General features: G+C 50.5%; 16 protein-coding genes and 2 pseudogenes. 9 read left to right on the forward strand and 9 right to left on the reverse strand.

Annotated elements, in window-relative coordinates:
* The first annotated feature begins 47 nt into the window (after positions 1 to 47).
* The 4 genes from ompR (at position 48) to K0I31_RS18905 (ending at position 5146) form a co-directional block, all read left to right on the forward strand.
* On the forward strand, positions 48 to 773 hold the full coding sequence (gene ompR, locus K0I31_RS18890; RefSeq protein ID WP_011867431.1) for an osmolarity response regulator transcription factor OmpR: 726 nt from the start codon (positions 48 to 50) through the stop codon (positions 771 to 773).
* 21 nt (positions 774 to 794) lie between these two features.
* Entirely contained in the window at positions 795 to 2105 is a 1311-nt protein-coding gene (gene envZ / locus K0I31_RS18895; RefSeq protein WP_220043646.1) for a two-component system sensor histidine kinase EnvZ, read from the forward strand.
* 141 nt (positions 2106 to 2246) lie between these two features.
* Positions 2247 to 4205: a methyl-accepting chemotaxis protein gene (locus tag K0I31_RS18900; protein ID WP_220079367.1), complete on the forward strand. Its 1959-nt coding sequence runs from the start codon at positions 2247 to 2249 to the stop codon at positions 4203 to 4205.
* A gap of 95 nt (positions 4206 to 4300) precedes the next feature.
* Positions 4301 to 5146, forward strand: coding sequence for a hypothetical protein (locus tag K0I31_RS18905; RefSeq protein ID WP_220079368.1), 846 nt, complete (start codon positions 4301 to 4303; stop codon positions 5144 to 5146).
* A gap of 140 nt (positions 5147 to 5286) precedes the next feature.
* Here the strand turns inward: K0I31_RS18905 and K0I31_RS18910 are convergent, their stop codons facing one another.
* The 4 genes from K0I31_RS18910 to K0I31_RS18925 form a co-directional block, all read right to left on the reverse strand.
* The gene (locus K0I31_RS18910; protein ID WP_220079369.1) at positions 5287 to 5760 is read right to left on the reverse strand and encodes a peroxiredoxin; all 474 of its coding nucleotides are present in this window, start codon (positions 5758 to 5760) and stop codon (positions 5287 to 5289) included.
* Positions 5761 to 5890: 130 nt separating this feature from the next.
* Complete coding sequence (locus K0I31_RS18915; protein ID WP_220079370.1) at positions 5891 to 6436, reverse strand: DUF2937 family protein; 546 nt, start codon at positions 6434 to 6436, stop codon at positions 5891 to 5893.
* Positions 6437 to 6462: 26 nt separating this feature from the next.
* Complete coding sequence (locus tag K0I31_RS18920; RefSeq protein WP_220079371.1) at positions 6463 to 6681, reverse strand: DUF7661 family protein; 219 nt, start codon at positions 6679 to 6681, stop codon at positions 6463 to 6465.
* 139 nt (positions 6682 to 6820) lie between these two features.
* On the reverse strand, positions 6821 to 7636 hold the full coding sequence (locus tag K0I31_RS18925; protein ID WP_220079372.1) for a substrate-binding periplasmic protein: 816 nt from the start codon (positions 7634 to 7636) through the stop codon (positions 6821 to 6823).
* A gap of 607 nt (positions 7637 to 8243) precedes the next feature.
* On the opposite strand from K0I31_RS18925, the gene K0I31_RS18930 reads away from it, so the two are divergent.
* Complete coding sequence (locus K0I31_RS18930; protein ID WP_220079373.1) at positions 8244 to 10397, forward strand: TonB-dependent receptor; 2154 nt, start codon at positions 8244 to 8246, stop codon at positions 10395 to 10397.
* Positions 10398 to 11132: 735 nt separating this feature from the next.
* Here K0I31_RS18930 and K0I31_RS18935 read toward each other — a convergent pair.
* The 3 genes and pseudogenes from K0I31_RS18935 to K0I31_RS18945 all read right to left on the reverse strand — a co-directional run bounded on the left by K0I31_RS18935 (position 11133) and on the right by K0I31_RS18945 (position 13681).
* Positions 11133 to 11519 carry a hypothetical protein gene (locus K0I31_RS18935; protein ID WP_220079374.1) on the reverse strand — a complete coding sequence of 129 codons (387 nt, stop codon included), beginning with the start codon at positions 11517 to 11519 and terminating at the stop codon, positions 11133 to 11135.
* A gap of 218 nt (positions 11520 to 11737) precedes the next feature.
* Positions 11738 to 12643 (reverse strand): annotated as a pseudogene (locus tag K0I31_RS18940) (IS5 family transposase).
* Positions 12644 to 13294: 651 nt separating this feature from the next.
* Positions 13295 to 13681: a hypothetical protein gene (locus tag K0I31_RS18945; protein ID WP_220079375.1), complete on the reverse strand. Its 387-nt coding sequence runs from the start codon at positions 13679 to 13681 to the stop codon at positions 13295 to 13297.
* A gap of 640 nt (positions 13682 to 14321) precedes the next feature.
* Here K0I31_RS18945 and K0I31_RS18950 point away from each other — a divergent pair.
* Positions 14322 to 14570: pseudogene (locus K0I31_RS18950) on the forward strand (integrase core domain-containing protein); the annotation flags it as partial.
* Between the two features lie 157 nt (positions 14571 to 14727).
* Here the strand turns inward: K0I31_RS18950 and K0I31_RS18955 are convergent.
* Both K0I31_RS18955 and K0I31_RS18960 read right to left on the reverse strand, forming a co-directional pair.
* Positions 14728 to 16269: a M20 family peptidase gene (locus K0I31_RS18955; protein WP_220079376.1), complete on the reverse strand. Its 1542-nt coding sequence runs from the start codon at positions 16267 to 16269 to the stop codon at positions 14728 to 14730.
* 512 nt (positions 16270 to 16781) lie between these two features.
* A complete protein-coding gene (locus K0I31_RS18960) occupies positions 16782 to 17654 on the reverse strand; it encodes a helix-turn-helix domain-containing protein (protein WP_220079377.1) in 873 nt (290 codons plus the stop codon).
* 381 nt (positions 17655 to 18035) lie between these two features.
* On the opposite strand from K0I31_RS18960, the gene K0I31_RS18965 reads away from it, so the two are divergent.
* The 3 genes from K0I31_RS18965 (at position 18036) to K0I31_RS18975 (ending at position 22858) form a co-directional block, all read left to right on the forward strand.
* The gene (locus K0I31_RS18965) at positions 18036 to 19376 is read left to right on the forward strand and encodes a metal-dependent hydrolase family protein (protein WP_258406534.1); all 1341 of its coding nucleotides are present in this window, start codon (positions 18036 to 18038) and stop codon (positions 19374 to 19376) included.
* A 98-nt stretch (positions 19377 to 19474) separates the two neighbouring features.
* On the forward strand, positions 19475 to 21127 hold the full coding sequence (locus K0I31_RS18970; protein WP_220079378.1) for an amidohydrolase family protein: 1653 nt from the start codon (positions 19475 to 19477) through the stop codon (positions 21125 to 21127).
* A gap of 297 nt (positions 21128 to 21424) precedes the next feature.
* A complete protein-coding gene (locus K0I31_RS18975) occupies positions 21425 to 22858 on the forward strand; it encodes a DcaP family trimeric outer membrane transporter (protein WP_220079379.1) in 1434 nt (477 codons plus the stop codon).
* The last annotated feature ends 79 nt before the right edge of the window (positions 22859 to 22937 follow it).

The raw sequence follows: 22937 nt of genomic DNA on the forward strand, positions 1-22937 counted from the left end.
GAGCGGTAAACCTCGAGCCGATCGCACTGAAATAAGGGATAGAGAGCATGGGACAAGAAACCTCTAAAATTCTCGTTGTCGACGATGATATGCGCCTAAGAGCCCTGCTAGAGCGTTACCTGATGGAACAGGGTTACCAGGTCAGGAGCGCCGCCAATGCCGAGCAGATGGACAGGCTGCTGGAGCGGGAAAACTTCCACCTGCTAGTGCTGGATCTTATGTTGCCGGGCGAGGATGGCCTCTCTATCTGCCGTCGCCTGCGCCAAAATGGCAATACAATTCCTATCGTGATGCTGACCGCCAAGGGTGACGAGGTGGACCGCATCATAGGCCTGGAGCTGGGCGCCGACGACTACCTGCCTAAGCCTTTCAATCCCAGAGAACTCCTTGCTCGTATCAAGGCGGTCATGCGCCGTCAGGCCCCAGAGGTCCCAGGCGCACCGACACAGCAGGAAGAGGAGATCACCTTCGGTGAATTTACCCTTAACCTGGCCACCCGCGAGATGTACCACGGCGAAGAGGCGATCTCCCTCACCAGCGGCGAATTTGCCGTGCTCAAAGTGCTGGTAAGTCATCCCAGAGAACCGCTGTCACGGGACAAGTTGATGAACCTGGCCCGCGGCCGCGACTATTCGGCGCTTGAGCGCTCCATCGACGTGCAGGTATCGCGCCTGCGTCGCCTGATCGAGAAAGATGCCGCCAACCCAAGATATATCCAGACCGTTTGGGGCCTGGGCTATGTGTTTGTGCCCGACGGTGCCGCGCGGCGTTAGCCCTGGCCATCGTCCCCAATAATGAGCTGGTTTAAACGCTTTCTTCCCCGCAGCGCCTTTAGTCAGACAGTACTACTGATAGGCTCGCTGCTGCTGGTCAATCAGCTGGTCTCCTATCTCTCGGTGGCTGTGTACTTTATTCAGCCCACCTACCAGCAGATCAACCAGCTGATCGCCCGCCAGGTAAACCTGCTGTTCGTCGACGGCGTAGATGTCGGCCGCGAACACCTCTCCATGGTCGATGCCCTCAACGCCAAGGTGCGCGACGACAGCATGGAGATCTACAACCTTAAGGATGCCCGCGAGGCCGGGGTCGATCGCGCCGCCTACTACAGTCTGCTATCGGCGCAGATGTCAGAACATCTGGGCGGCAAGGCCGAGGTGCGCATTGCCCAGGGCAAGGAGTTCGAGATCTGGATCCGCCCGCCCCAGGCACCGTCGGTATGGATCAAGGTGCCTCTGACCGGCTTCAACGAATTTGGGCTCTCGCCCCTAACGCTCTATCTCATGGTGATCGGTGCCCTGAGTGTCGCCGGCGGTTGGTGGTTTGCCCGTAAGCAGAACAAACCGCTCAAGCGCCTGCAGAAGGCGGCTATTTCCGTCTCCCGCGGCGACTATCCCGCGCCCCTGCCCCCGAGTGGCTCCACAGAGATCATAGAGGTGACCAACGCCTTTAACCAGATGTCCCGCAGCATGCAGCAACTAGAGCAGGACAGGGCTTTGTTGATGGCAGGGATCTCCCACGATCTGCGCACGCCGCTCACCCGCATCCGTCTCGCCTCCGAGATGATGGTGGAGGAAGATGAGTACCTCAAAGAGGGCATAGTGCATGACATCGAGGATATGGACGCCATCATCAACCAGTTTATCGCCTATATACGTCAGGATCAGGAGGCCAACCGCGAACTGGTGCAGATAAACGATCTGCTGCAGGATATCGCCCAGGCCGAGACCAACCGCGACGGCGAGATAGTGTTAGCGCTAAACGAGTGCCCCGAGATCCCCATGCAGGCGGTGGCGGTCAAACGCATCATCAGCAACCTGGTGGAGAACGCCTTCCGCTATGGCAACGGCTGGGTGCAGCTGAGTTCCAATTTCGACGGTCGCCGGGTCGGCTTCGGGGTGGAAGACAACGGCCCAGGCATCCCAAGCGATCAGATCCCCAAGCTGTTCCAGCCCTTTACCCAGGGCGATAGCGCCCGCGGCAGCGTCGGCTCAGGACTGGGACTGGCGATCATCAAGCGAATCGTCGACCGTCATCAGGGCCAGGTAGTACTCACCAACCGCCCCGAGGGCGGCCTGCATGCCCAGGTATGGCTGCCGCTGGAATAAGAAACCACGGCCAACTGCCACCTCTTTTACTTCATACCTAAGTGCCATACCCCATACCTATGCACCATACCTAAGTGCCAATGTCATCAATTTGCAACAATTACGTCATATTCTGGCGCAAACTGTCACTGGCGCGCGATCATGAAAATTTCCACCCTCTCCCTCTGGGCCTCTGCCACCCTGTTACTGCTGGCCGCACTCTTGGCCGGTGTCGTCGTATGGAGCAACCAGGAGCGCGCCCAGATAGAACAGAAAAATCAGATGCTGGCCGATCTGCAGCAACAGTTTTTAGTCGAGGTACGCCGCCAGCTGGAGAGCTACCTGAGTACGGGCAACAGCCAGCAGCTGAGCAGCGCCAAGCAACAGCTTCAGACCATAGCCGCCAGCCTGGACCAGCTTTCTCATGAGGAAGCCAACCGACTACAGGGGTCTATCTCAAACTTTATCAAAGACTTGGATACCCAATACCGCGCCGCGGGTAAGCTGGCCGGCAATCCCCGTCAGCTGCTGGCCCACGCCGAGAGCGAGATGATCTCCTATAACCAGCACCTGGCCGAGTATGCCGACAAGGGCCTGGCGGAAAACCCGAAACTCGCCAAGCAATACCTGCAGCTGACTCAGAGCCTGCCGCCTCTGGTGTATCAGCTGTCACAGCTGACCCAGGACTATCTGATCGGCAAAGATCAGCGCCTTAAATCCCTGCTGGCGACTCAGATCCAGGCCCTGACCGACTGGCACGACCAACTGGCCAAGCTGCCGCTACTCGGCCTGTATGAGGCCCAGGAGGCCGACGAGTTTGCCCTGGGCGATGACGAGCCGGAACAGATAGAGATAGGCGAGAGCTATTACAGCGAGCTGCTCTCCCTCAGCCAGCGCTATGGCAAAGAGGTGAGCAACACTCACCAGATGCTGACCGCCAACCAGGCCGCCCAGGAAGCCATGATGGCCGCCATCGTTCGCATCGAAGATGAGCTGCTACAGCTCGGCCAGGCACAGCAGGCGCAAAACCTGCACCTCAAGCAACAGCTACAGACCCTGCTCTACGGCGTGGTCTCAGTGCTGGCGGTGTTCGCCCTGGTCTACCTCCTGTTACAACAACGCAGGGTGGTAAAGCCCCTCAGACACCTGAATCAGGCCTTCATGCGCCTGAGCGAGTCCAACAACCGCGAGCGCCTGACCATAGAGCGACGCTGTGAAACCGGCCAGATCGCCTGTCACTTCAATCAGCTACTCGATCGCTTCGAGGCGGAAGATGCCGCCCAACGCGTCAAGATAGGCCAGATCTCCACCTCGCTGTCGCAGCTGGTACACCGCATTACCGAGCTGACCCAGGGCACAGAGACCACGCTCGGCATAGTCGACACGGCGCAGAATCAGACCGAGCAGGTACGCGCCATCGCCCGAGAGGTGAGCGAACTCTCCAGCCAGGTCGAGCAACATGCCCAGCAGACCCACAGCCAGATGCTCGCCAGTCAGGAAGAGGTGCAGGCCTTCATGAGCGCCGCCGACGAGACCCAACAGGCGGTGAGCCACTGTCACCTCTCTTTAGGCAGCCTGACCACCTCGGTCAACGACGTCTCCACCATACTGGATGTGATCGGCAACATCGCCGAACAGACCAACCTGCTGGCCCTCAACGCCGCCATCGAGGCCGCCCGCGCCGGTGAACAGGGACGCGGCTTCGCCGTGGTCGCCGACGAGGTGCGCAACCTGTCTCAGCGCACCCAGGAATCCTTGCAGCAGGTGGTGACCATATTGAGTCAGCTCACCGAGGCCAATCAGCAACTGACCCTGAGCGTAGAGGGGATAGCGAGCACCAGCCAGAAGCAGGCCCAGGGGGCGCAGAATCTCTGGCAGGTAACCCAAACGGTGCAGCAACAGTCTCAGGAGATGACAGAGACCGCCAAGCAGGGCAGCCGCTTCAGCGTCGATCAGGCCAGCCACCTGGACAGCCTGTCACAGGCGATGGAGTCGCTGAAACAACACGCCATGGCCGCCGCCAGCCAGAGCGAAGTGATCGCCGATGAGGTGGCTCAAGGGGTCGCCGACATCGAGGCCAGCCTGGGCATCGATGGACAATCGCTGGAAAACGCCGCCTAACCCAGCTCAAACTGGAATCTGGCCAGCAGAAAAGCTGGCCATTTTATGCTAATGTGCGCCGCACCATAACGGATGATGAACCACAGAGGCGCCTCATGAAGACCACGCTCGCACTCGGCCTAGCCGGCCTACTCAGCTTTCCTGCGCTAGCAGACTCAGACAACTCCCCCTTCGCCATGTCACTCATTGCTGGCCTGGAGTCCTACCCGGATTCCGAGTTCAGCTCCATGTCACGTGGTGGTGGCCTGTCGTTTATCTGGGACGACCTGCGTTACGACAATGTCTACCAGCTGGATAACAACTACTTCCGGGTGCGTGGAACCTACTACTACGAGCGCGACTCGGAAAAATATGATGAAGACAGGTTTCGTAACTCTATGGATCTGCGCTTCAACTATCAGCGTCCCTTCGCCCGCTTCGGCAAACAGCAAGACTACCTGCTGAGTTTCCATGGTCGCTACGAAGGCCACTACAACAGCCAACAGCTAGAAGAATTCGAACAGCTGGCGGTAGCCGGGCTGTCACTCAACCGCCGCTTCGGCAACGTCAACCACTATGATCTCGGCCTGACACTCGGCCTGGGTTACAGCGAAGAAGAGAAAGATGACGACTGGCCGCGTGAGGAGATGGGCCGCACCGAAGAGGAGCTCAACCGCGCCGGTTTTGGCTATTTCTTCGAATGGAGCAACAAATACACCTTCGCCCACACTGGGGTGCAGCTCGGCGCCAAGTGGAGCCGCTTCGACGGTCAATGGGGCTATGACGCCGACAAGTTCTACACCATGGACAGACTCACCCTGGAGGTGATCATGCCGCTGGCCAATCAGAATAACCTGCTGCACTTCACCACCCAATATATCAGCCGCGACTATGAGGTGGATCTACTGGGCTTCGAAGACACCCTCTATCGTGTCGCCGTGGAATATGTGCACTACTTCTAGGGGCTTGTTTTAAGGTGTTGTTTTAGACCCTTGTTTTAAAGCTTTGTTTTATAGCCTTGTTTTAAAAAAGCTGTTTAGTGCCTTTTAACATCTAGCCACAAAAAAGGGAGCCAAAGGCTCCCTTTTCTATTTGCAGCGGCTTATAACGCCGCCAGTACCACCTCGGCCTTGCTGACCTCGAAGCTCTTGGGCGCCTCGACATTCAGCAGGCTCACCACGCCATTGTCGATTACCATGGCGTAACGCTGAGAGCGGATGCCACCAAAGCCTGCGGTGTCCATCTCCAGCCCCAATGCCTTGGTAAAGCTGGCATCGCCATCGGCCAACATCAACAGCTCGCTGGCATTTTGCGCCTCGCCCCAGGCCTTCATCACGAAGGCATCATTAACCGATACGCAGGCAATAATATCGACCCCTTTGGCCTTAAACTGATCTGCCAGTACTACATAGCCGGGCAGATGCGCCTCTGAGCAGGTTGGGGTAAAGGCGCCGGGTACGGCAAACAGCACCACCTTCTTGTTGGCAAACAGTTCGTTCACATCATGGTTGACCATGCCGTTCTCGGTGAGCTGACCTAAGGTGGCGGCGGGTAATGTTTGTCCTTGGGCTATCATGGAAAAATCCTTATGGTTAACAGTAAACTTAGGCAGCCAAATTGGCCTTATCATATCACTCACCTAAGCAGATACCTGAAGCATAGCCGTTATTAGGCGAGACAAACACGGATGAAAGTTAGGGTTTCTCTTATCTGTTCTCTGGCTGCGGCTCAGCTTTAGGCCTGAGGCGACGATAGGCGCCGCGGCAACAATGACCGCAGCCGTGTAGCGTCAACTCGCAAAACATGGCAAACAGCAGGCCAAACACCAGACCGAAGGCGATGGCGCGACCATCCAGCAGTATGCTGTGGCTGAAATGCTGCCACACCTGATCTCGGATCTCAGGCAGAGGCGCCAGCACAAGCCTGTCGAATCCGCCGTAGGTTGATTGATTGAACTCAGTCAGCGCCGCAGACAACAACTGATACCTCTGATACAGCGCCTCAATGCTCTCGCCACCGGCGTTGAACACGGCATCGGGATTCTGCTTGTAGTGGGCGATCAGCTTGTCGATATCGCCGCCGAAGAAACGGTCGGCATCGCGGTGAAACTCCGCCAGACTCTGTTTGGCCTCCTGGGTATGAGCCGCAAGCGCCTTACCATACTGATCCACAAAGGCCGGCACCTGCACCCCAAGCAGCACGCCGCTAACAAACAACAAAAGCCTGAGGTAATCCATCAAACGTCTTATCATCTTTTCTGGCCCTCCGACGAAACTCGTTATCTGCCCTCTAACCTGACCTCAGGGTGCTGGGCACTAGCTTGCTCGTGATAGATATCATCCAGATAACTAAGCAGCTGATCTTCAGCAAGCTCGGGTGGGATCACCACCTCATAGACACGGCTGCGCATTCCGGTTTGCGACTCATTAAACAGCTGCCACTCACCATCCACGCGCCGCACCGACATGGACCTGCCAAACACATTCACTCTGATCATCGCTCGCTCCCAAGACGCCACTAGACTAGCAAGCTAACACTCGCTGCCGGGCATCACAATAGCCGCCTCATTAAAGGTCATTCACACAAAAAATCATCAGATTAGCAATGGCGCACATGCACTTGGAGATGAGAGGTAATTAGGGATTAGTCTTGCCACCTTGTCCCGAGGTGAAACGCGTCCAGAGTCTGGCCAGGTCGCCGCTCTGCTCCAGGTTATCGACGCCGCGATTGAACTCGCTCAGCAGCGCCTGAGCATGGGGACTACGACGGGACACCAGCATGTAGAAAGGTACCTTAATGCCCCCCGCCATTGGCAAAATGGCGAGCCTATCCGCCAGGCTCTCCTGCCCCTCCAGTCGTAATATGGCACTGTAGACCTCCCTATTTATCAGGAAGAACTCGCAGCGACGCTTGAGCAGTAGGTCGCTAAACTGCAATATCTCGTTGCTGCGGGCAATGTCGAGATCGGCCGGCTGGCCATAGTAGGCGTAGTTAAAACCTCGTATGCCACATACCCGTCCGAGTGTGTCGAGTCGTCTGGGTAACCCCGTAACCTCGAGTCCACGAAAGCGCTCTTGAAGGAAGGCCACGGACGGGCTCAGATGGAAATAAGGCCGTGACAACAGGAAAGTTGCCCGGCGCTCATCGTTAGCCGATGCGGCCATGGCCGCATCGAGACGCCCCTGCTCGACCTCCAGCAAACAGCGGGGCCAGGGGGCGGCCACCAGATTAACTTGCCAACTAGTAGGCAGCACAAGACGCAGCAGTTCGATATCGAAACCCGCATTCACACTAGTTTTATGGCCATCGAGGCGAATGAAATAATTAAGAGGTGGATACTCTGTCTCATCGACGCAGATGTTGATCGTCTTAGCCTCCAGCTTGGACTGGGGCGCGGCGTAGGTGGACCAGACAAACAGCAGCATTATCAGCAAGGTGTGTTTTGCGTTCATAGAGCAGCCAAGACAAGATATTCCTATTGAGTATAGGCAAGTTATTGGAATCAACCTAAGGCGCACAAGGCCTGTTCAAACACAGGCTAAGCTAAGGACTAAGCTAAGGACTAAGCCAAATTTAAAAGGCCGAATTTACAAAGCCAAGCATAAAATAACCTTAGGTCAATGAATGGCCATGCCATAGCGAGCGGCGACATGATTTGTTGCCAAACATTATAAATATCCCGCCTTTTTACTAGCGTTACTCCTCCGTTGACCGAGGAAACACAGGCCGTCACCCTGCCCTTATTCCACCTAACTTTGACACCTATTGATGGCCGACGCCCCCCTCTGCAAGGCCAAAAAATCCAATCGAAAAAAGACAAAAAAGCCTGCCGAAACTGATCTTTGTCAGTTAAGCACATTTCGTGAGCTGTTTTACTCGGCAGGCTATCACGACAAACGTGACCTAAATCACAGTTTGTTCTGGTGGTAATAACCAGACGCAGAACAGGGACGATCTCGCTACTCATCAAATTCATGGTCGAAAACACGTGGCAATTTTGGTGTCTTGATAAAAATGCCGCACGGAATTAACACCACTAACCTGAAGAAGTGATCTCCTATGAAGTCCCCTTTTTTCGCTCCCGGAGCCGCCTTTCGTTTTTCTCGCTTAACCTTAGCCATGCTGGCCTACTTCGGCACTACCTTGCCAATAACCAGTTACGCCGATACCTCAGACAGGGCTAACGAGGATACAGAAGTCATGGTCGTCGTCGGCAAAATGCCCGAGGCTCCGTTAAGCAGCGCCACGCAATCTATCTCTGTCGTCGACGCCGAGGTACTAAAAGCCCGCGGAGCGAAAGATTTAGCCTCGGCCCTGTCCATGGTGGCGGGCGTAGATATTGCCAGTGGCGGCGATGGCGGCCCGGCCTCATCAGTCCCCGCCTTATGGGGATTGCGTGAGTTTGATACCTTTCTTCTGGTGGTCGATGATGTGCCCGCTGGCGGCGCATTTACACCGGCACTGGTTTCATTGAGCCTACAAAACGTTGAGCGCATCGAAGTGATCAAGGGCGCCGCACCAGTCAGTTACGGCGCCACCAGTTTCGTCGGCGTGATCCATATGAAACACTACGCGGCGGGTGAAGGCCCGACTAAAATCAGCGCCGCCGTAGGAACAGATAGCAGTGCCCGGGTGGCATTTACCACACCACTATCCGCTAGCGGCGATGCCTGGCAACATTCGGTATCCTTCGATGCCGAGAAACAGCACCTCGCTGGCACCCGTCATGGTTTCGAGCGCCTGCATGGCCTATATCGTGGCGGCGCCGAGTTCGGTGGCGGTCAGTTCAATCTGGATCTCGATATCAGCTCGGTAGATCAAGCGCCGGGCAGCCCACACCCAAGGGAGGGGAAAACGCTCACACCACGAGTGCCGTTAGACGCCAACCATAATCCGCGCAATGCCAAATTGGATGAAGACCGTCAGCAGCTGAGTCTGGCCTATGAGCGCGACACGGCCCTAGGTAGATCCGTTTCACGTCTGGCCTACACCCGCACCCAAAACGATAACGCCCGCGGCTTCCTGCGAGAAGGTTTTGCCGACGATGGCGTCACGGTCAATGCCGACGGTTATAGTCAGGAGATCAAACGTACCGAGATCTATTTCGACAGCCATTTTGTCAGCAAGCTCAACCCGCAGATGACACTGGTGTGGGGCGTCGACGTCAACCATGGTGACGGCTCGCAGCACAGCAATAATTTTGAGTATGCGGTCGCAGTCGACGGTCATAATGCTCCGGCCTGGCAGAGCCTGCCGATAGACGAGCAAACCTATCTGGACGACAAGCGAACCTTTAGCGGCGTATACGGCAATCTCGTCTGGGATATCACCGATAGATGGCGTATCGACGCCGGATTGCGCTTCAATCACACCAAGGAAACCCGCGCTGGCCATGAAACCGATTTTACCGGCCAGTCACCAGAAACGATCGTCAATGAAACCGTTAGTGAGACAGATACGCGTTTCTCCGGCGCCCTGTCGAGTAGCTACCGTCTGTGGCAATCGCAACAGGACTATGTGACCCTATACGGTGGGTATCGCAATAGCTTCAAACCTGCCGCCATCGACTTCGGCCCCGAAGCGGAAACTGAATTGCTCATGCCAGAAGACGCCACCAGCCTAGAGATAGGCCTACGGGGACAAAACTACGGTGGTGCACTGCGTTGGGATCTTGCCGCCTTCGACATGAAGTTTAATAACCTAGTGGTCAGCCAAGCCGTCAACGGCTTACCCACCCTGATCAATGCCGGTGATGAGCACTTCAAGGGTATAGAGGCAGAGGCGCAGTGGCGTCTAAACGATGCCTTCACCCTACTGGGTAGCTATGCATGGCACGAAACCAAGTTTGCCGATTACGAGCGGTTATTCGACGGCGTGCCGTTTCAATTGAGCGGTAACTATCTGGAGATGTCGCCAAAACATCTTGCCGCACTGGGCCTACGCTATGGCAAGTCGCAGGGGCTACACGCACACCTGGATGTTAACTATGTCGGCGAGGTGTATCTGAATAAACGCAACACGGCATCGGCCACAGGCTACACGGTATTCGATGCAGGCGTGGGTTATACCATGAACAACTGGGACGTTAATTTGGATCTGTATAACTCCTCCAACGAGCGTAACCCCAGCGCCGAGAGTGAGCTTGGCGACGCCCAATACTACCTGCAGCCTAAACGTTCGGTGTGGTTAACCGTCAACTATCTGTTTGATTAATAACTGCAGGCTCGGTGGCCAGGGCACTATAACCTAGTGCCCTGGCTATCTTAGTAGAGCACTACTCGCTCTTCTGTCGCTAGAAGCATAAGCTGACATAGGCTGCCTCCAGTTTTCAATCACTTAGTCAAAAGATGCAACCATAACCTGACATAAAATATAACCATAAGCTGACAAATAAGAGCAGCCTTTTTCAGACCATGGTTATGACATGTACTTTTACAACACCCGGATATTTTAAGATCCACTGACAACGCTACATAACGATTGGCAAAAAATAGCAGCGATCAAGTACACCAGTAGCAGCTCAGCCCCAAATCACTCCAACGGCGGGCAAGCACCATACGCTTCGGTCAAACTGCACAAGTCAGGTTACAAGAAGGTGCACCAATAGTATGGGGCCCATGCGCTATTGAGCTTAGTAAAGACGCTGCCCCGGATTGCCACATCTGCTGGCAGACACTGATCGCTTCTACTGGCAACGACTGCTCAGACGGCTGGTCACAGTGCCCTGTTTTAGACAAGAAAAAGCCCCTATTAACAAAAAGCAAGGAATCTGCCAGTTCTGGTCGGAACTAATTCAGCTTATTCTGGCTTCTACTAAGGCGCGACATCATAACCTCCTTGTTTAAGCCTAATAGTAGGTGGGCATCGTTACCATTAACGATGGGTGGCTTCCTTTTTTCTTTTTCTCTCAGGTAGGACAGCGCCTAAGGATATATGACTTGCAAAATATCAAAACTGCCTGATAACGGGCCACAGAAAATAGGTTGAAATTGGCATGTAAAAGAATAAAAAGATGAAAAAATATGTACATTTTTTTATCTTCCGCCTTACCTCAACAATATTTAAATCTATGTTTGTAAACATATTCCTATTGCCAGTGTAAATATTAAACAATATACCTAAAGCGATAGAAAAACCAACAATGAAGTACATAATATTCGCGTTATCAAATGTTAAATATTTTAATAGCGCCACTAGCCAAGGGGTGAAGGTAAACAAAATGAACAATTGAACTTGAGCAATAGCAAGACCGCAAGCACGTTCGTGTGACACTCCCTTCCGCCTTGCATAGGCCCATCCTCCAATTAAAAAGTCATCAAAAATTGCTATCTTCATAAACTAACCACCGGTATTCCAAAAACCTGCCTCATTGTATTCATTGAGCCTTCTCTCCAACCTTCTTGAATATGATGAGTATCGATTTCTCTTGAAAAATTAGATATGTCACTATTTACATCTCTGTTCAATTGTATCCATCCTCCTGGATACTTAAAATCGACCTTGTTGATCAATTCAGTACTAGAAACGTAGTCCCCCCCCCGCTCTTCTGTGATTTATCCAGTTACCTGACGAACAGGCATACCTAGCCTGCTTATTTTTTTCAACGCAGCAACTCCAGCCAAGATTTCACCGACTTGAGCGTTGTAATCACGAAGGCTCAGTTTGCCGCTGATGAGTTGCTTATAACGGTACATAGCTGTTTCTGATAGCGAACGCTCATGATAGCCACAGTCATGCTTCCACGATGTTAACTGACCCGTTTTAAGCGCATCTACGGCCTCGTTTCGTGGATGCTCACCACGCCAATATCCGGCATTCTTTCTTGGTGGTATGGTGACAGCAATGCCTTTTCGCTGAATCACAGCGTAGCAATGCTTTGTATCATAGGCTCCATCGGCAGAAACTTGCGTTATCATGCGACGAAGTGGGTTAATGAGCGTAGGGAGTGCTTCGCTGTCATGCACGTTATCCAGCGATGCGACCGCGCTCACTATCTCGTGAGTATCGGCATCAACGGCCAAGTGCACCTTGCGCCATATACGCCGTTTCTCCTTGCCATGCTTACGGATTTTCCATTCTCCTTCACCGAAGACCTTCAGCCCTGTCGCGTCAATCGCAGGTCCCATACAGCGTAGGCGATAGTTGACCTCAACCGTCTTAGCTCGCTTGCTGATACAGCTATAGTCGGGAGACTTAAGGTCAACATCCATCAACCGAAATATCGAGTTGATAAAACCTTACAACGCACTTAGAGGTAACTTAACCCCCCCCTTAATCATAAGCGCAGTACTGATGGCTGAGTCACTGTAAGTGTTGCTTCAGCCTCTGCGCCCAGAAGGGTGTTGATTGTACCAGTACTTGATAGCAGCATCGTCCATCCAAAAGGTTAACGAACCTCTTTGAGTTAAGGCTTGATTGTATTGCTTCCAGTTGGTGATTTTGCCCTTGGCTTTGCCCATCGATGCGACCTGATTGTTAGGTTTCACGATCAGATCGCAGATGAGCAAAATGGTTCAATTAGATTTAGGCAACAACGCCCTTCTATGGTACTACACGGGAAGACTTCATAAATGAGAACGCTCATTGAGATCGCTGCGAGCAGAGCGTCAGATAGGGTGGATTTGATAGAAATAAGACAAAAAGGCAGAATTTAAGGCATCACAAATTGACCTAAGTAACAGGCCGAGTGCAAAAGGGGGAAACGACTAAATACTAGCTAAATTGCAGATGCTGACAACTGCTTGCAAAGTGCCTTCGTCGTTTTTCTAGGTGGGTAGAATAATCATTAAGCTCTTGCACTGAGCCAACAGGCCCTCTAAAGAGCTTGCCAAAATCAGTCGTTAATTTGAGCCAGGTTGCTGCAGCATCATTAACTCGCTGCAAGATATTCTCCGCACTTCTTAAAATAGCACCTCGCTTATATTCGCGGATGAGCCGTCCGGTTTCATCTACTAGCTTCAGGTAATTTTTAAAGCTGAACACTATGCCTTTGGGTTGTTGCGCTCGCGTTACCCACTTTGCTTAACCGAATAGCATTACCAAGTATATGGGGCTTGCTGGCGATCAAAGCTGCCTATTTTTCTGTCCTGTAACGCTTGTTCATTTTGGTATCAGTAGACAGTGAAATACCCTATTTCTTTGAGGAATATAACAATCCCCCCTGCGGTCATTACGCCCATAAACGCCAGAAAAATCACAAGCCAATAAGTATCAAATCCATCATTATTGCCATAGAGAGCAATATTTTTATAAATCTGATATTTAAGAGATAAAAAATACTCCATCACCCCGCCAAAAAACGGTGCTGTAAAAACCACCCAACGCCAATCACCTAATATATACACAGCCGTTATCAAAGCCAGTGGTAAAAACATTTGCGTAAGAGTAATGACAAAGTCAAACTTCACAAAAAACATTGCCCCCTTCTTGTTCCAACTCTTAACCTTTCTATTATAACTACTAGACAAGTAGCGTTTAATAAAATCCACTAAACTCACACTAATCACCTTAGTTTCGAGGAGTATTGTCGCTAGAAGCATAAGCTGACATAGACTGCTTCCAGCTTTCAATCACTTAGCACAAAGATGTAACCATAACCTGACATAAAATATAACCATAAGCTGACAAATAAGTGTAACCCTTTTCAGACCATGGTTATGGCATGTACTTTTACAACATCCGGATATTTTAAGAGTTACTGACAACGCTACATAACAATTGGCAAGAAATAACACCGATCACTTACACCAGTAGCAGCTCAGGCTCAAATCGCCCCACCTGCTGGCAGCCACTGACCACTTCTAATGGCAACGACTGCTCAGACGGCTGTTCACATTGACAGTACCATGCAAGAAAAAGCCCCAATAAATTGGGCTAACACCGAAAGCAGGGGAGCAGTCAGATCTGGTCGGAACTAATTCAGCTTATCTGGCTTCTAGGATAGCGTGACATCATAACCTCCTTGTTTAAGGCTAAATCAAAGCCAAGTAGAAGGTGGGCATCATTGCCATTAACGATGGGTGACTGCTTTTTTACTTTCTGAACTCGTTTTCGCTCGGCTTCTTCTATACTTTTCTTTAACGAATTTGAGTATTCATTATCCATTTCAGCAGCAAGATTTAAATACTTACGGAACAGTTCTTCTGGAGTCAGAAAACGGGCGTCACACTGGACTTTATCCAGCTAGGGAAGCCAACCCCAAATGCCTTTGTGGAAAGCCTTAATGGCAAATTCCGGAGCGAATGTTTGAACTAGCACTGGTTCATCAGAACCTTGGACGAAGCCAGATACCAAATCGAGCTATGGCGTGAACACTACAACCATGTTCGCCCACATAGTTCACTGAATTACATGCCGCCTGTTGAATATGCTAAACAAGCGGAATAAGCTGAAAAACCTCATTAAGGGATTGGTACTAAATTTGGGAAAAGGTCATTCGCGCATCAGAGAGTAGGGGGATTATGTAAAATAGGCCCGGTCATGATGCCATGCCGGGCCTGTTGATGCACCGCATAAAGCCATGCAATGTCGTTACTGCAATGCTCTAATTGATATTGAGGTTGTCAAATATCCTGTAGAAAAAGCCGATGGATTTGCCGTATTCCTCAACCAGAATGCGTTCATTCACGCCATGAAAGCCCGCAAACTCCGCCTGCGACTCAAGTTGGAGGGCGGTAATGGCAAAGGTATCCGGTGCAAAGGGGCGGGCTTGGAAATGCTTGGTATCTGAACCGCCGATACTCAAAAGCGGCGCAACGATCAGATCGTTGCCCCAGATCTGCCGGATGGTTTTATCGAGTGTCCGGTAAGCATCACTGTCGGGGTTTGCCACGGCGGTTGCAGGCGTTGATGCGGAAATATCCTTTACGGTAATGCGATCGTCCTGGATAGCTTTCTTCACATGCGCGATGATCACCTCGGGGGTGTCTCCCGGCATGGGCCTGAAATTGACCACCGCCGTTGCCGAAGGTGGCAGGACGTTGTCTTTGATGCCCGCATTGAAAATCGTTGGCGCAATGGTGGTGTGGAGCATGGCCCGCGTAGTATCCGTGGTCTCCATTTCCTTGATGAACTCTTTCTCCAGCTTGGTCATTTCACCGTCTTTGCCGAAAGCAACAGCGGCATACATAGGCTGCTTGGCCTTATCCATCTCTGGACCGAGATACCTGAACTGCTGGCGAATGGCGGGATGAATGCGATAGGGAAACTGCGCCGCGTTCAGCTTGGTGATCGCTTCTGCCAGAATGACGATGTTGGGTTCCAGCGGTGGCCGCATGGAGTGCCCGCCAACGCCGTTGATGGCCAGTTCCAGGCTGATAAAGCCCTTTTGCGCGATGGTGATGAGCGCGGTGTTGGCCGAGACGCCGGGAAATACGCCGGGCATTAGCGGGGCCGATTCGTCCATCACATAGTGGAATCGTTTGATGCCGCGCTTCTCAAGTGTTTCAGCCACGAACCGGGCACCTTCGGCACCGCCGACTTCTTCATCCTGACCGAAGACAAAATACATTGTCCGTCTTGGTTGCCAGCCTTCTTTGATCTTCATTTCTGCCGCTTCAAGAATGGCCTGCACCTGATTTTTATCATCGAGTACACCGCGCCCCCAGATGTAGCCATCGGCGATCACGCCAGCAAAGGGATCCTGCTTCCACTGGCCACGCGATTCTTCCGGCACCGGAACTACGTCCATATGCGCATAGAATAATACCGGTTCCGCCTCGGGGTCGATGCCTTTCCAGGTGTACAGCAGGCTGAATGGACGAGGGTCGCCCAACACTTCACGTTTCAGCTTTTTGGTGACATTAGGATAAGTCTTGGCCAGATAGGCATGATAGCCGGAAAACGCTTTAGTATCGAAATCGTCTCGATCCTGATTGGAAATAGTCCGGAAGGTCACGCCTTTTGCCAGCCGCTTCGCTGCACCATCCACATCCACCTTGACCAGAGCAAGTTCAACTCCTTTCATCTGCATGGACGTGAATTTCTCTCCGAATGCAGCTCCAGGTACGATTCCGCTGATCAATGTTAAGACCAATGCCAGTGCCCGAGGAGGAGTCACTGACTTACTAAATTTTTTGATAGACATTTGCACACTCCCTTTCAATGCAATATTAAACACTTGTATTTGATATCAACAAACAGTTTAACCTCAAGAAACTCAAACTGGCCTCCCCAACTATACCTGCTTTTTGAATGTCTCGGCGGTCGGCTATCTCTTAACCAAATAGACTACTGCTCAAGAAGTATGATCGGTTTCTTTTTCCATATTCTAGTCGAATTCGCCATCCTAATCGGAATCAAACGCAACATCCTCGAGTTAATCGCCCCCTTGGATGATAATCCCCCCTTGACTAGCGTTACTTGTACATGACGACAAATTGCGAAACCAGCAGAAAAGGTGACTTAGTTTCGCATCCAATTTACCGGAATGAATCAACACTAATTGAGGGCGAATTTATCAAAACTCACAATACCTTAGCCCACATCTATTCTGACTATAGCATCCAAGTGAATCGCCATTCAACTCACTTAGATCAGTGTCCTAATTTAATAGTGTGGACCAAGCTTTCAGGAATTATGAGATCATAAGCTCTACTTCTACTTACTTAGTGTTGTTTTAGGGTATTCACCAAACAAGCTAAAGTACTCTTCTGCAAATCGTCCGAAATGAGAAAATCCATGAGAAAGCGCGGCCACTTTTACGGCGCCTCTGCGGTTGTCAGAGCTGAGGAGAGATAATCTGGCTTCAGTCAAGCGACGCTTTTTGAAATGCATCATAGGAGTCTCACCACTGACTACACCAAAAGCATGGTACAAAGTGCCTTGACTGACACTAGCTGCTGAACAAAGGTCTGCAAGTGATATGGGGCCAGCTCCAACAGCCTCAAAGTACTCTTCAGCATCACGGACTATCTTGCCTAATTTGGTATTTCTTCTACGCTCTCTGTGAGGTAAAGGTGTTGCTTGTTGATAGAGATCTGTAAGATTGGCTAGAATTTTTTTTACCACAAATTCTTCCATGTTTTTTTGTGATGGATAGCAATGTCTTACGCATTTCATTGAGGCTATTAAATTCACAATTGAACGACGGGAAAAAGCTGCTGCTTCACTCGGAATTTGAATGGCCCCAGAATACAACTCCTTTTCGTTTGGATCGATGGCATTTAACGCGGAGATGGTTTCGAGAAACGTATTTCTACTAATAGCAATAGCTACGGTCTCACGTTCCCAACCGTGAGCCAAAAACAGAGAACCATCGACCGGAGTGTAGATCGATGTAGAATCTACAAGTGTACCATTTAATCGAAAGTCTCTGCGCCACGATAACGGAAACACGATACCAGTGAAACTCCTATCTAATTCAGCAACAGTGCTTGATTTAGTACCGACGTGAGCATGATAAATAGCTGCTTCAGCGTTCGATATTACAGTTGCTGTTGCTTGAAGTGCTCCTGTTCCTTGTTGAATCAAGGACTCCTTCCTAATTGGTAGACAACGCCTAGCTTCACGAAACGAAGCCTGGTTATCATCTTGCTCATATACGCCCACTTTCTAGCTCCACTCTCTTTTCACTTTTAAACAATCACCCGAATCTCAATTTAGTGAACAAGATTATTTGGCATTTTTGTAAGATATGGATACATATACACAAAGAGATTCATACAAAAAAGCAACATCATTAGCCTAGAATAACACGGCGGGCATGTAGTTTAACAGCAGGATAATCTGACAATTAACTGCCCCACGAGTATCTATATCTGTTACTGATTAGCCCTAGAAGCGATAGACAGAGCTTATATCTTTTTCTTCAAAGCTGACTTTTCAGCAACTCACAATGAATATGGTGAATAAATGAAAATGATTTCAATATGTTGCGCCACTTTGATGTCTGTGATGAGTATTGCAACACCCACATATGCACAACAAACAGTCAATTCTGTACTCATTACCAATGCTAATGTTTTCAATGGTGAAAACGAAAAACTAGCTGTAGGTATGAGTGTCCTAATCGAAGGAAACAAGATTTCCAAAATTGCAAAATCCATTTCTGCTCCTACAAATACCACCGTGATTAACGCCAACGGCAAAGTACTTATGCCAGGCCTGATTGATGCTCATTGGCACACCATGTTCAACTTTTCGCCCGTGAGCAACACCCTAGGTTCCAATTTTGGTTACCTGAACGTCGCCGCTAGTAAGGCATCAGGAGACACTCTAATGCGCGGCTTCACGACCGTACGAGATGTTGGGGGCAACAGCTTTGGAGTAAAACGCGCAATTGATGAAGGTCTTGTACATGGGCCGCGTATCTATCCCTCTGGTGCTTATATAAGTCAAACAGCGGGACACGGTGACTTTCGAGGCCCTAACGATGTTCCAGCTAATCTAGGAGATAGTCTAGACTATCAACAACGAGTCGGCGAGACGCTGATCGCCGATGGAGTTCCTGAGGTAATTAAACGTACGCGCGAAGTACTTCGTATGGGCGCCAGCCAGATTAAGGCTATGGGAGGTGGCGGTGTAACCTCGCTGTATGACCCGCTGGATGTAACCGAATATACTTTTGAGGAAGCAAAGGCGATCGTAGACGTTGCAAAGTCGTTTAACACCTACGTTGCGGTGCACATCAATACTAAAGATGCTATTAAAATGTGGATCAAGGCTGGCGCCAAGTCCATGGAGCATGGCTTCTTCATCGATGATGAAACCGCCAAGCTGATGGCTAAAAATGGTGTGTGGTGGAGCATGCAACCTATGGCGACCGAGGGACCAACTGCACTTAAGTTTGAAAATCCAATCAGCACTGCCAAGTACAATGCCCTCGTCAAGGAGCTCGATAAAGCCATCGCTAGCACTAAGAAATATAAGGTCAAGACAGCATTCGGCACAGACATTCTATTTGACCCTGAGCTTGGCAAGAAACATGGAACATTCCTCGCTAGCTTACAAAAGTGGTACACGCCTTTCGAAGCATTGAAAATGGCAACACATGATAATGGTGAATTACTCAAATTAAGTGGTGCGCGTGATCCATATCCTGGTGAGTTAGGAGTTATTAAGGAAGGGGCGCTTGCAGACATGCTACTTGTTGATGGCAACCCTTTAGAGAATCTAAATCTTGTGGCTGATCCGGAGAAAAATTTCGTGATGATTATGAAGGACGGAAAAATCGTTAAAAACGTCATTAAATAAGTAATAAGGATTATACATTGTTTTGGCGGATAACGTATTAATTATCCGCCAAATTTAAGATTTTGAATTAGATTGCAATCCAGATAAGGATATGACTAATGAAATTTCAGTCACTATTTCTCGCGTTCACTATTTGCACTCCAGCTATATGCACAGCGGACTATGATTTGGTCATCAATAATGGCCGTGTAATGGATCCAGAGACCCTGTATGACAACATAGCGAACGTCGGCATCAAAGATGGTCGTATTGCTGCCATCACCAAAGACACAATCAAAGGAAAGGAAACCATTAATGCCAAGGGGTTGGTAGTTGCGCCCGGATTCATTGATACCCATTTCCATGCCACCGATCCCTTCGGGCAACAGATTGGTGTTGCCGATGGTATTACCACAGGCATGGATCTGGAGCACGGCGCTATCCATGTAAACCAGTGGTATGACAAAAAAGCAGAGGAAGGCCAGCTCATGAATTATGGCACCACTGCAATCATGATTGGTGCACGTATGGCGGTACATGACCCGGAAGTACAACTGGATGGCCCCTACGATATCTCCACCATCCTTGGCAAGGTGAATGAATCGGCCAAAGACGGCACCATGGGATGGGCTGTCACCCCGAGCAATGTTGACCAGATGAACCAAGTCATGAAAATTCTGGATGAAGATCTGAGGGCAGGTGCGCTGGGTATTGGGGTAGGCGCGGCTTATATGGCGAAGGGGCTCACAACCTACGAGCAGTTTGAGGCACAGCGTACCGCGGCACGCTACGGTCGATTCACCTCTGCTCATACCCGCTTTCATATGAATGGAGTAACCCCCACCGAGGCACCGATAGGTGTAAGTGAAATCCTCGCCAATGCGATGACGTTGCGAGCACCATTGCTGGTCTGTCATGACAACGATTACGGTTGGTGGGAAAACCAAGAAAAACTTCAGTTGGCTCGAGCCCAAGGCTTTAACGTATGGGGCGAATATTACCCCTTCACCGCTGGTTCAACCGCCATCGCCGCCGACTTTTTGAAACCGGAACTCTGGGAGAAGGCCAATGGCAACAAATATGAAGAGACCATGTACGATCCCGCTATGGATAAGTTCTACACCAAACAGGAATATCTGGACATGGTTACCAAAGAACCCGGCCGTTTGGTCATAGCCTTTGCTCCCAAACGCAAAGCCTGGTTGCCTATGTGGTTAAGAACTCCCGGTATGACTGTGGCTTCGGACGGTATGCCAGGATTCGACAGTAAAGGGAACTTGTTGCCGGCCGGCACCGACGTGCGTAAATATCAAGGCCACCCACGCGTCGCAGCAACCTACTCCACTACCTTGGAATTAGCGCGCCAAGAAGGCGTTCCCTTGATGTTTACACTCGCTCAATTGAGCTACACATCCGCTAAACACCTCGGTGATACAGGTTTGCAGGCCATGAAAGAGCGCGGCCGTGTTCAAGTAGGCAAAATTGCCGACCTAACTATCTTTGATCCAGACAAAATTGCTCCAAGAGCAACCTACAAAAAGGGCGAGAATGCACTACCACCTATCGGCCTGCCCTATGTCGTCATCGGAGGCAAGATTGTAGTCAAAAATTCTGTGGTACAGAAAGTCAAGGCTGGCCAGTCAATTCGATTCCCTGTTGAGGAAAAAGGCCGCTTTGAACCGGTCACTGTAAATGGATGGTATGGCGAACACACTATCAACGTGCCCAAAGTGCACGATACTGAAGACAATCCTGTGTTAAAACACCGCTGAAAAGTTAATGATGCCCCTTGTTCAAATACGATTACATGGGCAAGGGGTTTAAGTAGACTCTGAATACAACTCCAAGATAATGATGTTCGGAGACGGAGAAAACTATTCAGCAGTTTGTCATGTGCAAAGGTGTGTGAAGATCATAGCCAAGTTACTGGCTGGTGACCAAATACCAACCGTTATTACGGGATGAACGTAAAAAGGGAAAACGAATCCCCGTCTGCCTGAGGTGTTTTGCTTCCGGTTTGATCTGGCTATCAAAAAGCGGACGCAACATATTATCTTTGGAGAGTAAAGATGCAAAATCAATTGTTAAGGCAGTTGCCTGTTCGTGTGGTTTCGACTGTTTTTTTGTTAATATTATCATCTCCTCATACATATGCAGAGGAACATGAAACCGAACTTCGTAAGGAAATCAATGAACTGAAGATGATTATCAAGCGTCAACGAGAACAACTGAATAGTCAAAGTGAATTGGTTCAGAAGCTCGACGCTCGCCTCAAAAACGTTGAATTCAAAGATGCTACAGATACGTCTACAATTTCTGGCGACAGTTTGTTAGATACGAGCAAAGCGGGGAGCAATAAACATCGGATTCGCGATTCGGTTGGTGACCTCAATGCAAATGCCGTGAAAGCCGGAGATTTTGCAGGTGCAATAATGCTTCCGAATACGCGGGAAGTGCAGTTAGCGATAGGCGGCTTCGTCAAAACAGCCGTATTGTGGGATAGCGATGCCGACAACTTAGGAGTTGATTTTTTGCCATCCCTACTAAATGACCAAAATGAGCAGGATGGAAGTTTTGCCCTCGACTCAACATTGACACGCTTGCTTATTGATGTCCGCGCCCCAACTGACGGTGATGGGCAACTTCGAGGCTACCTTGAGTGGGACCTAAATGACAATAATAATGGTTCGCCAGAATTAAAGACTCGGTTGGCTTATGGCTCTTGGACTACTCCAGCAGGTACCATCACCGCCGGGCAAAACTGGTCGACATTTATGGATCTGAAGTTGTTGCCCGAGGGTCTAACCGAGCCCACCGTCAGTGGAGCTATTTTCGTTCGTCAGTCGCAGATTCAATGGTCTGCCCCTCTTGGTGATCAGTGGACCTATCATGCAGCTATTGAGGATCCGAGCAGTAATGACTTCGACAGCGATATGCTTGATATTGTTCGCAAGTCTCGGCTACCTGATGTGGTGCTGGGAATCGAATACAACAATCCGCAGTGGCACTGGCGTCTTAACAGTATCTTGCGAAAACTTGAATTCGATATTCCAGGTGGCTCAAATGATTCGGCGACCGGCTGGGGATTGTCGGCCTCGGGGCGTTACAATTTTTCCAGCGGTGACTGGCTAGGTGCCAGCGCGTCCTACGGTGAAGGTCTGGGTCGCTACCTGTTGGGTATCCGCAGCACAGCAGGGGGGGCAGTAGAAAGCCCAACGTCAGCTCTGGAATTGCGAGACAACTGGGGCGGCTTTATCAACTACTTCCACAAGTGGTCGGAAACGACACGCTCCACAATCACCCTCGGTCATGCGAAGGCGGATGCTCTTGATTTTCAGCCGGGAACGACGTTTGAAAGCACAAGTTACGGATCTGTCAACTTCCTTTGGAGCGCATTACCTTATCTCACTTTAGGCGCAGAATATCAATATGGTACACTTGAGTTTGTTGATGGTAACGACATTGACAATAATCGTATCAGCTTTGCAGTTCAGATATTTTAGTTACTTCGCAATTTCTACAGGAGTTAGGATTGATGCCATTACAGTAAGCAACAAAATATACTCCTCGAGGCAGTTTGAA

Source organism: Shewanella spartinae (assembly GCF_019457555.1).
In the GTDB taxonomy this organism is placed as follows: Bacteria; Pseudomonadota; Gammaproteobacteria; order Enterobacterales; family Shewanellaceae; genus Shewanella; species Shewanella loihica.

What these genes read in the sequence shown, in the direction of transcription:
- ompR (WP_011867431.1), top strand. Translation starts at nt 48, where the DNA reads ATGGGACAAGAAACCTCTAAAATTCTCGTTGTCGACGATGATATGCGC.
- envZ (WP_220043646.1), top strand. Translation starts at nt 795, where the DNA reads ATGAGCTGGTTTAAACGCTTTCTTCCCCGCAGCGCCTTTAGTCAGACA.
- K0I31_RS18900 (WP_220079367.1), top strand. Translation starts at nt 2,247, where the DNA reads ATGAAAATTTCCACCCTCTCCCTCTGGGCCTCTGCCACCCTGTTACTG.
- K0I31_RS18905 (WP_220079368.1), top strand. Translation starts at nt 4,301, where the DNA reads ATGAAGACCACGCTCGCACTCGGCCTAGCCGGCCTACTCAGCTTTCCT.
- K0I31_RS18910 (WP_220079369.1), bottom strand. Translation starts at nt 5,760, where the DNA reads ATGATAGCCCAAGGACAAACATTACCCGCCGCCACCTTAGGTCAGCTC.
- K0I31_RS18915 (WP_220079370.1), bottom strand. Translation starts at nt 6,436, where the DNA reads ATGATAAGACGTTTGATGGATTACCTCAGGCTTTTGTTGTTTGTTAGC.
- K0I31_RS18920 (WP_220079371.1), bottom strand. Translation starts at nt 6,681, where the DNA reads ATGATCAGAGTGAATGTGTTTGGCAGGTCCATGTCGGTGCGGCGCGTG.
- K0I31_RS18925 (WP_220079372.1), bottom strand. Translation starts at nt 7,636, where the DNA reads ATGAACGCAAAACACACCTTGCTGATAATGCTGCTGTTTGTCTGGTCC.
- K0I31_RS18930 (WP_220079373.1), top strand. Translation starts at nt 8,244, where the DNA reads ATGAAGTCCCCTTTTTTCGCTCCCGGAGCCGCCTTTCGTTTTTCTCGC.
- K0I31_RS18935 (WP_220079374.1), bottom strand. Translation starts at nt 11,519, where the DNA reads ATGAAGATAGCAATTTTTGATGACTTTTTAATTGGAGGATGGGCCTAT.
- K0I31_RS18955 (WP_220079376.1), bottom strand. Translation starts at nt 16,269, where the DNA reads ATGTCTATCAAAAAATTTAGTAAGTCAGTGACTCCTCCTCGGGCACTG.
- K0I31_RS18965 (WP_258406534.1), top strand. Translation starts at nt 18,036, where the DNA reads ATGAAAATGATTTCAATATGTTGCGCCACTTTGATGTCTGTGATGAGT.
- K0I31_RS18970 (WP_220079378.1), top strand. Translation starts at nt 19,475, where the DNA reads ATGAAATTTCAGTCACTATTTCTCGCGTTCACTATTTGCACTCCAGCT.
- K0I31_RS18975 (WP_220079379.1), top strand. Translation starts at nt 21,425, where the DNA reads ATGCAAAATCAATTGTTAAGGCAGTTGCCTGTTCGTGTGGTTTCGACT.